Annotated in this window: 15 protein-coding genes; 12 read left to right on the top strand and 3 right to left on the bottom strand. The window is 63.0% G+C overall.

Features of this window, described 5'->3' with window-relative positions; genetic code table 11:
• Positions 1-18 precede the first annotated feature (18 nt).
• The 3 genes from dapC to ACQZ2L_RS04255 all read left to right on the top strand — a co-directional run bounded on the left by dapC (position 19) and on the right by ACQZ2L_RS04255 (position 2968).
• Positions 19-1215 (top strand): succinyldiaminopimelate transaminase, encoded by a 1197-nt coding sequence (gene dapC / locus ACQZ2L_RS04265; protein ID WP_430324803.1) that lies wholly within the window; start codon positions 19-21, stop codon positions 1213-1215.
• A 107-nt stretch (positions 1216-1322) separates the two neighbouring features.
• Complete coding sequence (locus tag ACQZ2L_RS04260) at positions 1323-2054, top strand: hypothetical protein (protein WP_430324802.1); 732 nt, start codon at positions 1323-1325, stop codon at positions 2052-2054.
• A 176-nt stretch (positions 2055-2230) separates the two neighbouring features.
• The gene (locus ACQZ2L_RS04255) at positions 2231-2968 is read left to right on the top strand and encodes a M12 family metallopeptidase (protein ID WP_430324801.1); all 738 of its coding nucleotides are present in this window, start codon (positions 2231-2233) and stop codon (positions 2966-2968) included.
• Between the two features lie 3 nt (positions 2969-2971).
• On the opposite strand, the gene ACQZ2L_RS04250 is transcribed toward ACQZ2L_RS04255, so the two are convergent.
• Entirely contained in the window at positions 2972-4618 is a 1647-nt protein-coding gene (locus ACQZ2L_RS04250) for a Na+/H+ antiporter (protein WP_430324800.1), read from the bottom strand.
• A 271-nt stretch (positions 4619-4889) separates the two neighbouring features.
• Between ACQZ2L_RS04250 and ACQZ2L_RS04245 the strand changes: the two genes are divergently transcribed.
• The 4 genes from ACQZ2L_RS04245 (at position 4890) to ACQZ2L_RS04230 (ending at position 8001) form a co-directional block, all read left to right on the top strand.
• Complete coding sequence (locus tag ACQZ2L_RS04245; protein ID WP_430324798.1) at positions 4890-5237, top strand: ArsC family reductase; 348 nt, start codon at positions 4890-4892, stop codon at positions 5235-5237.
• A gap of 40 nt (positions 5238-5277) precedes the next feature.
• The gene (gene dapD / locus ACQZ2L_RS04240) at positions 5278-6312 is read left to right on the top strand and encodes a 2,3,4,5-tetrahydropyridine-2,6-dicarboxylate N-succinyltransferase (protein ID WP_101317221.1); all 1035 of its coding nucleotides are present in this window, start codon (positions 5278-5280) and stop codon (positions 6310-6312) included.
• Between the two features lie 76 nt (positions 6313-6388).
• Positions 6389-7594 (top strand): cysteine desulfurase, encoded by a 1206-nt coding sequence (locus ACQZ2L_RS04235; protein WP_430324795.1) that lies wholly within the window; start codon positions 6389-6391, stop codon positions 7592-7594.
• On the top strand, positions 7591-8001 hold the full coding sequence (locus tag ACQZ2L_RS04230; RefSeq protein WP_430324794.1) for a SufE family protein: 411 nt from the start codon (positions 7591-7593) through the stop codon (positions 7999-8001). The genes ACQZ2L_RS04235 and ACQZ2L_RS04230 overlap by 4 nt, the downstream gene beginning before the upstream one ends.
• 22 nt (positions 8002-8023) lie before the next feature.
• Here the strand turns inward: ACQZ2L_RS04230 and tcdA are convergent, their stop codons facing one another.
• Entirely contained in the window at positions 8024-8845 is an 822-nt protein-coding gene (gene tcdA, locus ACQZ2L_RS04225) for a tRNA cyclic N6-threonylcarbamoyladenosine(37) synthase TcdA (RefSeq protein WP_430324793.1), read from the bottom strand.
• A gap of 256 nt (positions 8846-9101) precedes the next feature.
• Here tcdA and ACQZ2L_RS04220 point away from each other — a divergent pair, with 256 nt between their 5' ends.
• The 4 genes from ACQZ2L_RS04220 (at position 9102) to ACQZ2L_RS04205 (ending at position 14154) form a co-directional block, all read left to right on the top strand.
• Positions 9102-11693, top strand: a complete 2592-nt coding sequence (locus tag ACQZ2L_RS04220; RefSeq protein ID WP_430324792.1) for a glycosyltransferase — start codon at positions 9102-9104, stop codon at positions 11691-11693.
• A 102-nt stretch (positions 11694-11795) separates the two neighbouring features.
• Positions 11796-12947 (top strand): succinyl-diaminopimelate desuccinylase, encoded by a 1152-nt coding sequence (gene dapE / locus ACQZ2L_RS04215; protein WP_430324791.1) that lies wholly within the window; start codon positions 11796-11798, stop codon positions 12945-12947.
• Positions 12947-13759, top strand: a complete 813-nt coding sequence (locus ACQZ2L_RS04210) for a putative RNA methyltransferase (RefSeq protein ID WP_430324790.1) — start codon at positions 12947-12949, stop codon at positions 13757-13759. The genes dapE and ACQZ2L_RS04210 overlap by 1 nt, the downstream gene beginning before the upstream one ends.
• A 17-nt stretch (positions 13760-13776) precedes the next feature.
• Positions 13777-14154: a hypothetical protein gene (locus ACQZ2L_RS04205; RefSeq protein WP_430324789.1), complete on the top strand. Its 378-nt coding sequence runs from the start codon at positions 13777-13779 to the stop codon at positions 14152-14154.
• A gap of 86 nt (positions 14155-14240) precedes the next feature.
• Here the strand turns inward: ACQZ2L_RS04205 and ACQZ2L_RS04200 are convergent, their stop codons facing one another.
• Positions 14241-14450 carry a cold-shock protein gene (locus ACQZ2L_RS04200; protein WP_101317205.1) on the bottom strand — a complete coding sequence of 70 codons (210 nt, stop codon included), beginning with the start codon at positions 14448-14450 and terminating at the stop codon, positions 14241-14243.
• Between the two features lie 232 nt (positions 14451-14682).
• Here ACQZ2L_RS04200 and plsB point away from each other — a divergent pair, with 232 nt between their 5' ends.
• Positions 14683-17172: a glycerol-3-phosphate 1-O-acyltransferase PlsB gene (gene plsB / locus ACQZ2L_RS04195; protein WP_430324788.1), complete on the top strand. Its 2490-nt coding sequence runs from the start codon at positions 14683-14685 to the stop codon at positions 17170-17172.
• The last annotated feature ends 13 nt before the right edge of the window (positions 17173-17185 follow it).

Genomic DNA, 17185 nt, shown 5'->3' with positions numbered 1-17185 from the left:
TGACGAGACCTCGCGCCGATGAACCAAGCCATGACCCAGCTGCAGCCCTACCCGTTCGAGAAGCTGCGCGCCCTGCTCGGCAGCGTGCAGCCCGCCGCTGACAAGCGTGCCATTGCCCTGTCGATCGGCGAACCCAAGCACGAATCGCCGGCCTTCGTTGCCAAGGCCCTGGCGGACAACCTCGACAAGCTGGCGGTGTACCCCAGCACACTGGGCTTGCCAACCCTGCGCCAGGCGATTGGCCAGTGGTGCGAGCGCCGCTTCAATGTGCCCAGCGGCTGGCTGGACGCTGACCGCCACATCCTGCCGGTCAACGGTACCCGCGAAGCCCTGTTTGCGTTCACTCAGGCGGTGGTCAACCGCGCCGACGACGGCCTGGTGATCAGCCCCAACCCGTTCTACCAGATCTACGAAGGTGCAGCGCTGCTGGCCGGTGCCACCCCGCACTACCTGCCGTGCCTCGAAGACAACGGTTTCAACCCTGACTTCGACGCAGTGTCGGCCGAGACCTGGCAACGCTGCCAGATCCTGTTCCTGTGCTCGCCAGGCAACCCGACAGGCGCGCTGGTGCCGCTGGACACGCTGAAAAAGCTGATCGCCCTGGCCGACGAGCATGACTTCGTGATTGCCTCCGATGAATGCTACAGCGAGCTGTACTTCGACGAAGAGAACCCGCCGCCAGGCCTGCTCACCGCCTGCGCCGAACTAGGCCGCAGCGACTTCAAGCGCTGCGTGGTGTTCCACAGCCTGTCCAAGCGCTCCAACCTGCCCGGCCTGCGCTCAGGCTTCGTTGCCGGCGATGCGCAGATCATCAAACCGTTCTTGCTGTACCGCACCTATCACGGCTGTGCCATGCCGGTGCAAACCCAGCTGGCCAGCGTAGCGGCCTGGCAGGACGAAGCCCACGTGCGCGCCAACCGCGACCAGTACCGGGCCAAGTACGATGCGGTGCTGGAGATCCTCCAACCCGTGATGGACGTGCAGCGGCCGGACGGCAGCTTCTACCTGTGGGCCAAGGTGCCAGGCTGCGATGCCGAGTTCACCCGCGACCTGTTCGCGGCCGAACATGTCACTGTCGTGCCGGGCTCCTACCTGTCGCGCGAAGTCGATGGCGTCAATCCAGGTGCAGGCCGCGTGCGCATGGCCTTGGTCGCCCCACTGGCAGAATGCATCGAAGCAGCCGAGCGAATTCGCGAGTTCCTCAACAGGGCGTGAGTGTTCAGCGGCTACTCTTCAGCTGAATTCGGCCTGCGATATATAGCTAACGCTGGTGCCGGCCAAAGCTGGGCAAAAGTGGTGACTCCTTCATATCAGGAGTCACCATGAATACATCCATTCTCCCTGTTCGACTGGGCAGCCTGTCCCCCATGCAGTCGCGTCGAATCGCATTCACTGAAAACCCTCGCAACCTAGGGTTTGCAGGAATCCGAGCGCGCGCCATGGGGCCGACCGGCAAGCTGTGGAAGCCTGGTCGGATGCTTACCGTGTCGTTCTTCAGCAAAGGCCCTGAAAAGCTCAAAGCCGCCATCTATGAACTGGGCCGCTCCTGGATCGACCAGACAGGCGCCAACCTGCAAATGCAGCGGGCAGAGGATAACGACAGCAGTGCAGAGATCAGGATTCAGTGTGCGCCTGAAGCCTACTGTAACGGCACTCACCTGGGTACCGACATCCTGGATACGGGAAGTGTCAATTTGCTGCTTTGCCTTGAGCCTGGGCACGAACTCTTCGAGTTCTCCGTGCTTCACGAATTCGGCCACGTATTTGGCCTGGACCACGAACACCAGCACCCAGAGGCAGACATCCCTTGGAATGCCCGTGCCGCTGGCTACTACGCGAGTGAACTCGGTGGCGCCAGCGAGGAAGAACTCCAGGAACAGGTATTCCGCAAGCGGTCCTCGGCTGATTTGATCAACACAGGTTATGACCGCAGCTCAGTCATGCATTATCCCGTCTCGCAATACGTGACCTCAGGCGACTGGACGGTCGGCATCAACTCTTCATTGAGCGACAAAGACATCGAATTCATGCGCTTGGCTTACCCGCATGAGTGACTCGGCAAAACGCGTATGAAGGCGGTGAAGTCGGATACATCAGCGTGGCGGGCGAACTTGCCTGCCGTATCAGATCGATGCTGCCACCTCTGAAAACCTAAGCTGTATATAGTGCACCTGTGTACCGCCAAACAGAGAAGCTCCTGACTTCGTTTTGCCAGACCAGGAGCTTCTCGATGATCATTACTTCGCCTCCCCGCTGCCGCAACCGCACCTCGCGCCAGCGCTCCCATGCACTCGCCTTGGCTGAAAGCCCTCGCAACAGCGGCCTACGCGCCGACAGGCCGCAGCCCCGCGGCTTCGTCAATCACACTCGGCTGTGGGAGCCAGGCCGCACGCTGTGGATTTCGTTCCTCGGAGCACCCGACAGAAGCCTGAAGATGGCGATTTTCGAACTGGCCTGCCAGTGGATAGAACTGTCCGAGGCCAACCTGGAGTTCGACCTCAGCGAGGATGACGACGCCAATGCCCCGATCAGGATACTGACCGGCGAAGCTGCCCTGCTCAACGAATCGGACATCGGCACCGATGCCCTGGCACACCGTGACGAAACCATCTCATTGACGGTGCAGCCTGGTGACGCGCGCTTTCAATCCACCGTGCTGCACGAGTTTGGCCATGCGCTGGGCTTTGAGCATGAGCATTTGCATCCCCAGGCCAATATTCCCTGGAACACCGAAGCGCTGTTCGCCGCTCATCGCGCTGTACCGAACTGGAGCGATGACGACGTACGTGAGCAGTACCTCAACGTGCACGCGGATGTTGACCTGCTCAAGACAGGCTACGATCCGCTATCGATCATGCATTACGAGGTCGCCCAGTGGCAGACCCTCGGTGATTTCGAGACTGGCCACAACACCGAGCTCAGCGCCAAGGACATCGAATTGATGCGCCTGGCCTACCCCCACGACTGATCCCTAGCCAACCTGGCCAAGGTTCGCCTCGCTCATGTCCAGATCGCCCAGCACCTGGCGCACTACCTCATCACCGACCAGGTGCTGGCGATGCAGCTTGTACAGCTCCAGGCGCTGGGCGCGCAGCGCACGCAGGCGCAGGCGTCGCTCGAGCAGGTCCATCTGGCGCGCCAACTCACGGGCCTCGGCGCTGTCGTTGTAGCTGGCCAGTTCATCGCGGTACTCGGCCATCAGCCGCGCCTTGAGTTCTACCGCCAAGGTGGCTTGAGCCGCATCCTGAGCGGCATTGGCATCGACCACTTCCTCAGCTTCAAGGGCATGGATGGCCGCCTCCGCGGTAAGCCGCCAGGCTTCCTGGACTTCCTGCTGCAAGCGCTCGTCGGGGCTCTGGGTGATGCCGCGCAGGAGCAGCGGCAGGGCGATGCAGGCGCTGATCAACGACAACAGGATCACCCCGGCGGCGATGAAGATCAGCAGGTCGCGTTGCGGGAAGGCCTCCCCGGCGCTGATCAGCAGCGGCACTGACATCACACCCGCCAACGTCACCGCACCGCGCACCCCGCCCAGGGTCAGCAGCCAGCACGAGCGCGCCGTCGGCACCAGTACCAGCTCAGGCTTGCCGCGCCAGCGGCGCACTACGCCAATCGCCCGCCAGATGCTCTGCACCCAGATGAACCTGAGCACGATCAACGCGACAAAGATCGCCAGCACTTCCAGGCAGCGGTAAGCCAGCGCCGGCCACAGCGAGCTTTCGTGGCTGACCACTGCCTTGATGATGTCTGGCAACTGCAAGCCCAACAGCAAGAAGATCAGACCGTTGAAGGCAAACTCAAGCAACGACCAGACGCTGCGATTGAGCAGCCGGGTGCTGGTCTGGCGCGGCAGCAGGTCCAGCCAGCTCTGCATCATGCCCGCTGCCACTGCCGAAAGAATGCCGGATACGCCGAGGCGCTCGGCCAGCACATAGGCCGCGAACGGCAGCAACAGCATGAACACCACGTGGGTGGCCGGGTCATCCCAGCCGCGGGTGATCATCCACGCACGCAGCCGGCCTACCAGCCAGCTCAGCGCCACGCCAACGGCCAGGCCACCCAAGGCCACCAGCACGAACGACAAGCTCGCGTCGGTGAGCGAAAACACCCCGGTAATTGCCGCAGCCAGGGCGAACTTGAAGGTCACCAGGCCCGAGGCATCATTGAGCAAGGCTTCGCCCTGAAGCATATGCATCAACGGCGTCGGCAGACGGTCCTGGGCAATGGCCGAGACGGCCACCGCATCGGTCGGCGACAGCACGGCGGCGAGGGCAAACGCCACCGGCAGCGGAATGCTCGGCAGCAGCCAATGGATGAAGTAACCGGCGCCGACCACGGTAAACAGCACCAGCCCCACGGCCAGGGCGATGACCGGACCGCGCATGCGCCACAGCTCCCGCTTGGGAATACGCCAGCCATCGGCAAACAGCAGCGGCGGCAGGAACAGAAACAGGAACAGCTCCGGCTCCAATGCCACATGCAAGCCCAGGCTAGGCCAAGCCAGCAACGCCCCCGCCGCGATCTGTACCAATGGCAGCGGCAGCGGGATCATGCGCCCGACCAGCTTGGACACGCTTACCAGCGTCAGCAGGATGAGGACGGTATAGGCTGACTGCATCGGTAAAAAATCCTGTCAAATTGGAGAAACGCTCACAGCGCTAGGACCGCAATTGAAACAATATGTTAGCGGGGAATTAAAGCCATCTGCCGCTGCACGATAGTCGCAGGTTGCCTGAGAATGTGTAACAGCATGCTACTCAACGCGCTTAACCGCCGGCATTCGGCAGCCAGCCGTGGCGCCAGCCCCCCCGATGTCGCATAATCCGCCGACTAAACAACGGGAGATATTGGGGAGGTTTTGGGTGAACCCGCCGGACCCTTTGAATTCAATGGCTTACACTCTCTACGGCATCAAGGCCTGCGACACCATGAAAAAGGCCCGTAGCTGGCTTGAAGAACACGCCATCGACTACGCCTTTCATGACTATAAAAGCCAAGGCATCGACCGTGACAGCCTGATCCGCTGGTGCAACGAGCACGGCTGGCAGGTTGTGCTCAACCGCGCCGGCACCACGTTCCGCAAACTCGACGATGCCAGCAAAGCCGACATTGACCAGGCCAAAGCCGTCGAGTTGATGCTGGCTCAGCCGTCGATGATCAAGCGTCCGGTGCTCGACCTTGGTGGACGCACCCTGGTCGGCTTCAAGCCGGATCTGTACGCCGCTGAGCTGGGCTGAGCCCAACAGCGCTGCCCCCCTATTCGCAAGAGGTAATAGCATGTCCACTACTCTGTTCAGCCTGGCCTTCGGTGTCGGCACTCAAAACCGCCAGGGCACCTGGCTGGAAGTGTTCTACGCACAACCACTGCTCAACCCGAGCGCCGAACTGATCGCTGCCATCGCCCCCGTGCTGGGCTATGAAGGTGGCAATCAGGCCATCGCGTTCAGCAATGCCCAGGCCGGCCAGCTGGCCGATGCGGTCAAGTCGGTCGACGCTACCCAGTACGCGCTGCTGACCCGCCTGGCAGAAAGCCACAAGCCGCTGGTCGCCACCCTGCTGGCCGAAGACAGTGCACTGACCTCGACGCCTGAGGCCTACCTCAAGCTGCACCTGCTCTCGCACCGTCTGGTCAAGCCGCACGGCCTGAGCCTGGCCGGCATTTTCCCGCTGCTGCCGAACGTGGCCTGGACCAACCGTGGCGCGGTCGACCTGGCTGAGCTGGCCGAACTGCAACTGGAAGCACGCTTGAAGGGCGAGCTGCTGGAAGTATTCTCGGTCGACAAGTTCCCGAAAATGACCGACTACGTGGTCCCGGCCGGCGTGCGTATCGCCGATGCGGCGCGCGTGCGTCTGGGCGCCTATGTCGGCGAAAGCACCACCATCATGCACGAAGGCTTCGTCAACTTTAACGCCGGCACCGAAGGCCCGGGCATGATCGAAGGCCGCGTTTCGGCGGGCGTCTTCGTCGGCAAGGGGTCGGACCTGGGCGGCGGTTGCTCGACCATGGGCACCTTGTCCGGTGGCGGCAACATCGTCATCAAGGTCGGCGAAGGCTGCCTGATCGGCGCCAACGCCGGTATCGGTATCCCGCTGGGCGACCGCAACACCGTTGAAGCTGGCCTGTACATCACGGCCGGGACCAAGGTGAACCTGCTCGACGAGAACAACGAGCTGGTCAAAGTGGTCAAGGCCCGTGATCTGGCCGGCCAGACCGACCTTCTGTTCCGTCGCAACTCGCTCAACGGCGCCGTCGAGTGCAAAACGCACAAGTCGGCAATCGAGCTGAACGAGGCGCTGCACGCGCACAACTGAGAACCATCAGGTTCGAAGTGATAAGATCGGGTCTGGCGTAAAGCCAGGCCCGATTTTCATTGCAGGTCCCGCAAACATGTTTCAGCCCTCCCCCTGGCGCGCCGACTTCCCCGCGATCGCCGCGTTGCAACGCCAGCACCAGACCTACCTGGACAGCGCCGCCACTACCCAGAAGCCACAGGCCCTGCTGGATGCCCTGAGCCATTACTACGGCCATGGCGCCGCCAATGTGCACCGCGCGCAACATCTGCCGGGTGCGTTGGCCACACAAGCGTTCGAAGCCAGCCGCGACAAGGTGGCTGCCTGGCTGAATGCAGCTGATGCGCAACAGATCATCTTCACCCACGGCGCAACTTCAGCGCTGAATCTGCTCGCCTATGGTCTTGAGCACGGCTTCAATGCCGGCGACGAGATCGCCATCAGTGCGCTGGAGCACCACGCCAACCTGCTGCCCTGGCAGCAACTGGCGCAGCGGCGCAATCTGCGTCTGGTGATATTGCCGGTGAATGCACAAGGCCAGATCGATCTTGATCAAGCGCTGCAGCTGATCGGTCCGCGCACGCGCTTGCTTGCGGTCAGCCAGCTGTCGAATGTGCTCGGCACCTGGCAACCGCTGCCGGCACTGCTCGCCCATGCCCGCGCTCAGGGTGCATTGACCGTGGTCGATGGTGCCCAGGGCGTGGTCCATGGCCGCCACGACGTGCAACAACTGGGCTGCGACTTCTACGTGTTCTCCAGCCACAAGCTGTACGGCCCGGAAGGCGTCGGCGTGCTCTACGGCCGCCATCGCGCGCTGCAGCAGTTGCGCTATTGGCAGTTTGGCGGCGAGATGGTCCAGTTGGCGGATTACCACAGTGCCAGTTTCCGTCCTGCGCCGCTCGGCTATGAAGCCGGCACGCCGCCGATTGCCGGCGTGATTGGCCTGGGCGCCACGCTGGATTATCTGGCCAGCCTCGACGGCAACGCGGTCGAACGCCATGAAGCCAGCCTGCACCAGCACCTGCTGCGCGGCCTGGCCGATCGCGAGGGTATTCGCGTATTGGGCGCACCACAGACCGCGCTGGTCAGCTTTGTCGTCGACGGCGTACATAACGCCGACATTGCCCATGTACTGACCGAGCAAGGCATCGCCGTGCGCGCCGGTCATCACTGTGCAATGCCCCTGCTCAAAGGCCTCGGCCTTGAGGGTGCGATCCGCGTGTCGCTGGGGTTGTACAACGACAGTGACGATCTGGCGCGCCTGTTCGACGCGCTGGATCAAGGCCTGGAGCTGCTGCGATGAGCCTGCCCGAACAAGCCCGCGAGGCATTGGCGTGTTTCACCGAGGCGCGTGGTTGGGAGCAGCGCGCACGTTTGCTGATGCAGTGGGGTGAGCGCCTGACTCCACTGGATGACGCCGAGAAAACCGAAAGCAATCGTGTCCACGGCTGTGAAAGCCTGGTGTGGCTGGTGGGCGTGGTCGAAGACGGCCAATGGCGTTTCAAGGCCACCAGCGATGCGCGACTGTTACGTGGTTTGCTGGCGCTGCTGCTGGTGCGAGTCCAAGGGCTGGCCAGCGCCGAGCTGGCCCAGCTCGACCTGCGCGGCTGGTTCAGCGAGCTGGGGCTTGAGCGCCAGTTGTCGCCGTCGCGCAGTAATGGTCTGCATGCGGTACTGCAGCGTATGGCGCAGCTCGCCAGCGAAGCCTGACGCGCTGAGCGCTGAGCGCTGGTTACAGATCAGCCGTCGGCGCGATCACCCGCTCCGACGGTCGGCGCGCACCGGCTACCAGTTTTTCGATGGCTTTGCTCGCCGCCACCATGCCGAACGTGGCGGTGACCATCATCACCGCGCCAAAGCCGCCGGAGCAATCCAGGCGCACGCCCTCACCGACAAAGCTCTTTTGCAGGCAAACGCTGCCGTCGCCCTTGGGATAACGCAGCTGCTCGCTGGAGAACACACACGGCACGCCGTAATTGCGCGAAGTGTTGCGCGAGAAGTTGTAGTCGCGGCGCAGGGTCGAGCGCACGCGCGAGGCCAGCGGGTCGTTGAAGGTCTTGTTCAGGTCGCCGATCTGGATCTGCGTGGGGTCGATCTGGCCGCCGGCGCCACCGGTAGTGACCACCGCGATCTTGCGCCGCCGGCACCAGGCAATCAGCGCCGCCTTGGCCATTACGCTGTCGATGCAGTCGATGACGCAGTCCAGCTGCTCGGTGATGTGCTCGGCCATGCTGTCACGGGTGACGTAGTCTGCCACTGCATGGACGGTGCAGGCCGGGTTGATCGCCCGCAGACGCTCGGCCATGACCTCGACCTTGGCCCGCCCGACCTGGCCTTCCAGCGCATGTGCCTGGCGGTTGGTGTTGCTCACGCAGACATCATCGAGGTCAAACAGGCTGATTTCGCCCACACCGCTACGGGCCAACGCCTCGGCCACCCATGAGCCGACCCCGCCGATGCCGACTACCGCTACATGGGCGTCGCGCAGACGTTGCAGGCCTTGGTCGCCATACAAACGGGCAACGCCGGCGAAGCGTGGATCTTCTGTGCTCATGCTCGCTATCCGCAAAAAAACCGGCGCGTATTATATGCCAGCTGGCGGGTTGCCGGGCCGCACGGCGCTGTTAGTTGGTAAAAAACCTGCCAATCCTGCTTTAATGTCCGATCAGAGAGTCAGACTTGGACGACAACCGAGTGGGACCAGAGCTACACCCTCTGCGCTGACTGGCACTGCTGCGTTCTTGTCCTAGCGTAGGACGCAGCCCCAACTGGCACCCGCCCACTCCCCTCTTCGGAACCTACAATCGCTTATGTCATCACGCAAATTCGGCCTCAACCTGGTAGTGGTGCTGGTCATCGCCGCGCTGTTCACCGGGTTCTGGGCGCTGATCAACCGCCCGGTGTCCGCGCCGGCCTGGCCGGAGCAGATTTCCGGTTTCTCCTACTCGCCGTTCCGGCTGGGTGAAAGCCCGCAAAAGGGCCAGTACCCAAGCGAGGCGGAGATGCGCCAGGACCTCGAGCAGCTGAGCAAGCTGACCGACAGTATCCGTATCTATACCGTCGAGGGCACCCAGGCCGAAGTCCCGCGGCTGGCTGAGGAATTCGGCCTGCGCGTCACCCTGGGTATCTGGATCAGCCCGGACCTTGAGCGCAACGAGCGCGAGATCAGCAAGGCCATCGAGCTGGCCAACAGCTCCCGCAGCGTAGTGCGGGTGGTGGTGGGCAACGAAGCGTTGTTCCGCAAGGAAGTAACGCCCGAGGCGCTGATCCAGTACCTGGATCGCGTACGTGCTGCTGTCAAAGTGCCGGTCACCACCAGTGAACAATGGCATATCTGGAAAGAAACCCCGGAACTTGCACCCCACGTCGACCTGATCGCCGCGCACATCCTGCCGTACTGGGAGTTTGTGCCGATGCAGGATTCGGTCGAGTTCGTGCTCGATCGCGCCCGTGAGCTCAAGCAGCAGTTCCCGCGCAAGCCGCTGCTGCTGTCGGAGGTTGGCTGGCCGAGCAACGGCCGTATGCGCGGCGGCGCCGATGCCACCCAGGCCGACCAGGCAATCTACCTGCGCACGCTGGTCAATACGCTGAACAGACGCGGCTACAACTACTTCGTCATCGAAGCCTATGACCAACCGTGGAAGGCCAGCGATGAAGGCTCGGTGGGTGCCTACTGGGGCGTTTTCAACGCCGAGCGCCAGCAGAAATTCAACTTCGAAGGGCCGGTGGTAGCTATCCCGCAGTGGCGCGCCCTGGCGGTTGCTTCGGTGGTGCTGGCGATGCTCGCCCTGACCATTCTACTGATCGATGGCTCGGCGCTACGCCAGCGCGGGCGTACCTTCCTCACCTTCATCACCTTCCTCTGCGGCTCGGTGCTGGTGTGGATCGCCTACGACTACAGCCAGCAATACAGCACCTGGTTCAGCCTGATCGTCGGTTTCCTGCTGGCGCTGGGGGCGATTGGTGTGTTCATCGTGTTGATGACCGAAGCCCATGAACTGGCCGAAACGGTGTGGACGGCCAAGCGCCGCCGCGAATTCCTGCCGGTGCAAGGCGACAGCGCCTACCGGCCGAAAGTATCGGTGCACGTGCCTTGCTACAACGAGCCGCCGGAGATGGTCAAACAGACCCTCGATGCCCTCGCCGCGCTCGACTACCCCGACTACGAAGTGTTGGTGATCGACAACAACACCAAGGACCCGGCCGTGTGGGAGCCGCTCAAGGCCCACTGCGAGCTGCTCGGCGAGCGCTTCAAGTTCTTCCACGTCGCGCCGCTGGCCGGCTTCAAGGGTGGCGCACTCAACTACCTGTTGCCGCACACGGCCAAGGACGCCGAAGTGATTGCCGTGATCGACTCGGACTACTGCGTCGACCGCAACTGGCTCAAGCACATGGTGCCGCACTTCGCCGACCCGAAAATCGCCGTGGTGCAGTCGCCGCAGGACTACCGCGACCAGCACGAAAGCGCCTTCAAGAAGCTCTGCTACAGCGAATACAAAGGCTTCTTCCACATCGGCATGGTCACCCGCAACGACCGTGACGCGATCATCCAGCACGGCACCATGACCATGACCCGGCGCTCGGTACTGGAAGAACTCGGCTGGGCCGACTGGTGCATCTGTGAAGACGCCGAGCTGGGCCTGCGCGTGTTCGAAAAAGGCTTGTCTGCCGCCTACGCGCACAACAGCTACGGCAAGGGCCTGATGCCCGACACGTTCATCGACTTCAAGAAGCAGCGCTTCCGCTGGGCCTACGGCGCGATCCAGATCATCAAGCACCACGCCCGCGAGCTGCTCCAGGGCAAGGGCAGTGAACTGACCCGCGGCCAGCGCTATCACTTCCTCGCCGGCTGGTTGCCGTGGGTCGCCGATGGCATGAACATATTCTTCACCGTCGGCGCGCTGCTGTGGTCGGCAGCGATGATCATCGTCCCGCACCGGGTCGATCCGCCGCTGATGATCTTTGCCATCCCGCCGTTGGCGCTGTTCTTCTTCAAGGTCGGCAAGATCCTGTTCCTCTACCGGCGTGCGGTCGGCGTCAATCTCAAGGACGCCTTCGCTGCCGCCCTGGCCGGGCTGGCGCTTTCGCATACGATTGCCAAGGCCGTGCTGTACGGCTTCTTCACCAGCAGCATGCCGTTCTTCCGCACGCCGAAGAACGCCGACAGCCACGGTTTGCTGGTGGCGATTTCCGAGGCGCGCGAAGAGCTGTTCATCATGCTCTTGCTGTGGGGCGCTGCCGGCGGCATCTACCTGGTGCAGGGCTTGCCGAGCTCGGACATGCGCTTCTGGGTGGCCATGCTGCTGGTGCAGTCGCTGCCGTACCTGGCTGCGCTGATCATGGCCTTCCTGTCGTCGCTGCCCAAACCGGCCAGCGCTGCCACGCAAGCAACCACCGCCTGACCCAAACGCCACCCCGCCGGCACCCTGAAGGTGCCCGGCGGGCGCATTTGATATAAGATAACGCGCCTGTTTTTTCGTCCTTGCCTTGCCCCGGAGTTCCCCATGACGGCCCCCGCCGAGCTCTCGCCTACCCTTCAACTGGCCTGCGACCTGATCCGTCGCCCTTCGGTGACCCCGGTCGATGCCGACTGCCAGACCCAGATGATGAACCGCCTGGGCGCTGTCGGCTTCCAGCTTGAACCGATGCGCATTGAAGACGTCGACAACTTCTGGGCCACCCATGGCAGCCAGGACGGCCCGGTGTTGTGTTTTGCCGGCCACACCGACGTGGTCCCGACCGGCCCGGTGCAGCAATGGCAGCATGAGCCGTTCCAGGCACTGATCGATGCCGATGGCATGCTCTGCGGCCGCGGCGCAGCCGACATGAAGGGCAGCCTGGCGTCGATGGTGGTGGCCAGCGAGCGCTTTGTGCACGACTACCCCAATCACCGCGGCAAGGTCGCCTTCCTTATCACCAGCGACGAAGAAGGCCCGGCTCATCACGGCACCAAAGCCGTCGTCGAGCGCCTGGTCGCACGCAACGAGCGCCTTGACTGGTGCATCGTCGGCGAGCCGTCGAGCACCAACCTGCTCGGAGACGTGGTCAAGAACGGCCGCCGCGGCTCGCTCGGCGCCAAGCTGACCGTACGCGGCAAACAGGGCCACGTTGCCTATCCGCACCTGGCGCGCAACCCGATCCACCTGGCGACGCCAGCACTGGCCGAACTGGCAGCAGAGCATTGGGACGAAGGCAATGCGTTCTTCCCGCCGACCAGCTTCCAGATCTCCAACCTCAATTCCGGCACCGGCGCGACCAACGTCGTGCCTGGCGACCTGACTGCGCTGTTCAACTTCCGCTTCTCCACCGAGTCGACCGTCGAAGGCCTGCAGGCGCGGGTTGCGGCGATTCTCGACAAGCATCAGCTGGACTGGTCGATCGATTGGGCGCTGTCGGGCCTGCCATTCCTCACCGAGCCGGGTGAACTGCTCGACGCGGTCGCGGCCAGCATCAAGGCCGTCACCGACCGCGACACCCAGCCATCCACCAGCGGCGGCACCTCCGACGGCCGCTTCATCGCCACCATGGGTACTCAGGTCGTCGAGCTCGGCCCGGTCAACGCCACTATTCACCAGGTCGACGAACGCATCCTGGCCAGCGATCTAGACCTGCTGACCGAGATCTACTACCAGACCCTGGTGCGGTTGCTCGCCTGATGCTCATCTGCCCTCTTTGCCAGGCGGCCCTGGCGCCGCTGGACAACGGTGTCGCGTGCAGCGCCGGGCATCGCTTCGACCGTGCTCGCCAGGGGTATCTGAACCTGTTGCCGGTGCAGCACAAGAACAGCCGTGATCCAGGTGACAATCAGGCCATGGTCGAGGCCCGCCGCGACTTTCTCGACGGTGGCCACTATGCCCCGGTCGCCGAGCGCCTGGCGCAACTCGCCGCCGAGCGCCAGCCCGGCGCCTGGCTGGATATTGGCTGCGGCGAAGGTTATTACACCGCGCAACTCGCCAATGCCCTGCCGGCAGCCCAGGGTTACGCCCTGGATATTTCCCGCGAGGCGGTCAAACGCGCCTGCAAGCGCGCGCCGCAGGTGACCTGGATGGTCGCCAGCATGGCCCGCGTGCCGCTGGCAGATGCCAGCTGCCAGTTCATCGCCAGCGTGTTCAGCCCGCTCGACTGGCAGGAGGCCTTGCGCCTGCTCAGCCCCGGCGGCGGCCTGATGCGGGTCGGCCCGACCAGCGGTCACCTGATGGAGCTGCGCGAGGTGCTTTACGATGAAGTGCGTCCGTATGCTGACGACAAGCACCTGGCACTGGTGCCGGCAGGGATGGTCCATGCTCACAGCGAAACCCTCGAGTTTCGCCTCAGCCTGGCCGCACCCAAGGCGCGCGCCGACCTGCTGGCGATGACCCCGCACGGCTGGCGAGCAAGTGCTGAAAAGCGCGCGCTGGTGATCGACCAGGCCGCGCCGTTCGAGGTGACCGTTTCCGTGCGTTATGACTATTTCCTGCGCCAATCCTGAGCACACCGGAGCCCTTTATGCGTCAACCTGATATCGAGATCTACCTGAAGGACACCGACGTCGACCACAAGCAGATCGCCCAGTGGTTGGTCGAGGCCTTGGGGCCGTGCACCGAATGGACCCAGAAAGGCCTGACCTGGAAATGCCAGGCCGGTAACATCCCGGTGACCTGGTTACCGAAGGCTGTAGGGAAATGGAACAGCCTCTATCTGGAAAGCGACCAGACCCCGTGGGAAGACGACATTGCCTGCGCACGCGCAGCCTTTGCCGCACTCAGCGTCGAAGTACGTTGTGCACCGGGCAGCTGGAGCGAAGAACACGGGGAAGAAGATGCCGACCGTTGGGTCCGCATCAGCGCCGACGGTGAAGAGGAAATCACCTGGCGCACGCAGTAAGACTGCGAGAGGGATGTAACACGAGCAATCGCATCAGGCTGCAAGTTCCACGGTCAACTTGCAGCTTGAGGCTTGCCAACCAGCGCTTACAGGCCCACTACATCCTCGGCCTGGAGACCTTTCTGGCCTTGGGTGAGGTTGTATTCAACCTGCTGCCCTTCGACCAGCGAGCGATGCCCTTCACCACGAATCGCCCGATAGTGGACGAATACATCGGCCCCATCTTCGCGCTGAATGAAGCCATAACCCTTGGCATCGTTGAACCACTTTACATTCCCAGTCTCACGAGACGACATCTGAACTACTCCAGTTTTTTTATTGTGAAGATCGCCTTGCAGGCACTGGGGCTTCCCCGTGCCGACGCCGCTTGCCGAAATATCCTGCAAAGGGCGGACCGAGTATATGACAGAGAACAAAGAAAATTCATGACAGGCCGGTTGAATGCAGTTTTTTGCTGAACTTGCGCAGATACGGCAGACTCACTGACTGCAAATCGATCCGAAATTCTTCTCAGGGCCCACACATCACATGACCCGTTCCCCCCTGCGCCGCCTGATCTTCGGCGCCCTGCGCCGCGTGCTTTACCTGTGGGTACGCTCCGAGACCATCAATCAGTCATCGCTGACCCTCAAGCTCGACCGCAGCCGCCCGGTGTTCTATGCCCTGCCCTCGCCGTCGCTGACCGACCTGGCGGTGCTCGACCGCGAATGCACCAAAGCGGGGCTGCCACGGCCAGTGCTGCCCGTGGTGGTTGGCCCGCTGCACGAGCCTGCGGCGTTTTTCTACCTGACGCCGGAGCCAGACTGGCTTGGCCGCCATGATAAAAGCGGCGCGCCACCGACCCTGGAGCGGCTGGTCGAAGCGGTCAGCCAGCATGCCGAAGAAGACGCACAGATCATCCCGGTCAGCGTGTTCTGGGGGCAGACCCCGGCCAGTGAATCGAGCCCCTGGAAGCTGCTGTTTGCCGACAGCTGGGCGGTCACCGGGCGCCTGCGTCGCGTGCTGACCATCATCATGCTCGGGCGCAAGACCCGCGTGCAGTTCTCGGCGCCGATCCACCTGCGCGAACTGGTCGAGCACAACAAGGGCCACGCGCGTACCGTGCGTATGGCCCAGCGCCTGATGCGCGTGCACTTTCGCAACCTCAAGAGCGCGGTCATCGGCCCGGACATTTCCCACCGGCGCAACCTGGTCAAAGGCCTGATCCACGACCAGCAGGTGCGCCAGGCTATCGCCGAGGAGGCCGAACGCGAGCAGATTCCGCTGGCGAAAGCCGAGGCACGCGCGCTGCGCTACGGCAATGAAATTGCCTCGGACTACACCTACACCGCGATCCGCTTTCTTGAGGTGGTGCTGAGCTGGTTCTGGAACAAGATCTACGACGGCATCAAGGTCAACAACATCGAGCAGGTGCAGGGCATCGCTCCGGGTCACGAGGTGATCTATGTGCCCTGCCACCGCAGCCACATCGACTATCTGTTGCTGTCCTACCTGCTGTTTCGCAACGGCCTGACGCCACCGCACGTAGCCGCGGGCATCAACCTTAACATGCCGGTCATCGGCAGCCTGCTGCGCCGTGGCGGGGCGTTCTTCATGCGCCGTACGTTCAAGGGCAACCCGCTGTATACGGCGGTGTTCAACGAATACCTGCACACCCTGTTCACCAAGGGCTTCCCGGTCGAATACTTCGTCGAAGGCGGCCGCTCGCGCACCGGGCGCATGCTGCAGCCACGCACCGGCATGCTGGCGATTACCCTGCGCAGTTTCCTGCGTTCGTCGCGCACACCGATCGTGTTCGTGCCGGTGTACATCGGCTATGAACGGGTGCTTGAAGGCCGCACCTACCTGGGCGAATTGCGTGGGGCGAGCAAGAAGAAAGAGTCCATCTTCGACATCTTCAAGGTCATCGGCGCGCTCAAGCAGCGCTACGGCCAGGTGTCGGTCAACTTCGGTGAGCCGATCCGCCTGGCCGGCTTCCTTGATGAGCAGCGCCCAGGCTGGCGCGAGGAGGATCACGGCGAGCAGTTCCGCCCGGCCTGGCTCAACGACACCACCCACCGCCTGGGCGAAACCGTGGCCCGCCACCTCAACGAGGCCGCGGCGGTCAATCCGGTCAACCTGGTCGCGCTGGCCTTGCTCTCGACCAGCCGTCACGCGCTCGACGAAAGCGCGCTGGTGCGGGTGCTCGACCTGTACCTGAGCTTGCTGCGTGAAGTGCCCTATTCGGCGCATACCACCCTGCCTGAAGGCGATGGCATGGCCTTGATCAGCCACGTCAAAGGCATGAACCTGCTGTCCGAGCAGAATGATGCCATGGGCCGCATCCTCTACCTGGATGAAGCCAACGCGGTGCTGATGACCTATTACCGCAACAACGTGCTGCACATCTTTGCCCTGCCGGCACTGCTGGCGAGCTTCTTCCAGAGCAGTTCGCGGATCAGCCGCGAGCTGATCGGTCAGTACGTCAAGGCATTGTATCCGTACCTGCAAGCCGAGCTGTTCCTGCGCTGGACGCCCGAGCAGCTCGACGAAACCATTGATCACTGGCTTGAAGCGCTGGTTGCCCAGGGCCTGCTGCGGGTGGAAAACGGCGTGTATCTGCGTCCGGCGCCGAGTTCGCGTGCGTTCGTGCTGCTGACCCTGCTCTCGCGGACCATCACCCAGGCCCTGCAGCGCTACTACATGGCGACCTCGCTGCTGGTCAACAACGGCCAGCAGACCCTCACTGCCGAGGAACTGGAAGACCTCTGCGTGATGATGGCCCAGCGCCTGTCGATCCTGCATGGCCTGAATGCACCGGAGTTCTTCGACAAGAGCCTGTTCCGCCACTTCATCCAGACCTTGCTCCAGCAAGGCGTGCTGCGGCCCGCCAGCAACGGCAAGCTCAGCCATCACGACAAGCTCGGCGAACTGGCCGAGGGTGTGGCCAAGCGCGTGCTGTCGGCCGAGCTGCGCCTGTCGATTCGCCAGGTGGCGCTGCACCGCGAAATAGAAGGTGTGGAGCAAATCCCCACCTGAGTGCAAACCCTTG

Source organism: Pseudomonas shirazensis (genome assembly GCF_050496565.1).
GTDB lineage: Bacteria > Pseudomonadota > Gammaproteobacteria > Pseudomonadales > Pseudomonadaceae > Aquipseudomonas > Aquipseudomonas shirazensis_A.
Note: the sequence above shows the minus strand (reverse complement) of the source record. Positions and strands in the feature narration are given on the sequence as shown.

What these genes read in the sequence shown, in the direction of transcription:
- dapC (WP_430324803.1), top strand. Translation starts at nt 19, where the DNA reads ATGAACCAAGCCATGACCCAGCTGCAGCCCTACCCGTTCGAGAAGCTG.
- ACQZ2L_RS04260 (WP_430324802.1), top strand. Translation starts at nt 1,323, where the DNA reads ATGAATACATCCATTCTCCCTGTTCGACTGGGCAGCCTGTCCCCCATG.
- ACQZ2L_RS04255 (WP_430324801.1), top strand. Translation starts at nt 2,231, where the DNA reads ATGATCATTACTTCGCCTCCCCGCTGCCGCAACCGCACCTCGCGCCAG.
- ACQZ2L_RS04250 (WP_430324800.1), bottom strand. Translation starts at nt 4,618, where the DNA reads ATGCAGTCAGCCTATACCGTCCTCATCCTGCTGACGCTGGTAAGCGTG.
- ACQZ2L_RS04245 (WP_430324798.1), top strand. Translation starts at nt 4,890, where the DNA reads ATGGCTTACACTCTCTACGGCATCAAGGCCTGCGACACCATGAAAAAG.
- dapD (WP_101317221.1), top strand. Translation starts at nt 5,278, where the DNA reads ATGTCCACTACTCTGTTCAGCCTGGCCTTCGGTGTCGGCACTCAAAAC.
- ACQZ2L_RS04235 (WP_430324795.1), top strand. Translation starts at nt 6,389, where the DNA reads ATGTTTCAGCCCTCCCCCTGGCGCGCCGACTTCCCCGCGATCGCCGCG.
- ACQZ2L_RS04230 (WP_430324794.1), top strand. Translation starts at nt 7,591, where the DNA reads ATGAGCCTGCCCGAACAAGCCCGCGAGGCATTGGCGTGTTTCACCGAG.
- tcdA (WP_430324793.1), bottom strand. Translation starts at nt 8,845, where the DNA reads ATGAGCACAGAAGATCCACGCTTCGCCGGCGTTGCCCGTTTGTATGGC.
- ACQZ2L_RS04220 (WP_430324792.1), top strand. Translation starts at nt 9,102, where the DNA reads ATGTCATCACGCAAATTCGGCCTCAACCTGGTAGTGGTGCTGGTCATC.
- dapE (WP_430324791.1), top strand. Translation starts at nt 11,796, where the DNA reads ATGACGGCCCCCGCCGAGCTCTCGCCTACCCTTCAACTGGCCTGCGAC.
- ACQZ2L_RS04210 (WP_430324790.1), top strand. Translation starts at nt 12,947, where the DNA reads ATGCTCATCTGCCCTCTTTGCCAGGCGGCCCTGGCGCCGCTGGACAAC.
- ACQZ2L_RS04205 (WP_430324789.1), top strand. Translation starts at nt 13,777, where the DNA reads ATGCGTCAACCTGATATCGAGATCTACCTGAAGGACACCGACGTCGAC.
- ACQZ2L_RS04200 (WP_101317205.1), bottom strand. Translation starts at nt 14,450, where the DNA reads ATGTCGTCTCGTGAGACTGGGAATGTAAAGTGGTTCAACGATGCCAAG.
- plsB (WP_430324788.1), top strand. Translation starts at nt 14,683, where the DNA reads ATGACCCGTTCCCCCCTGCGCCGCCTGATCTTCGGCGCCCTGCGCCGC.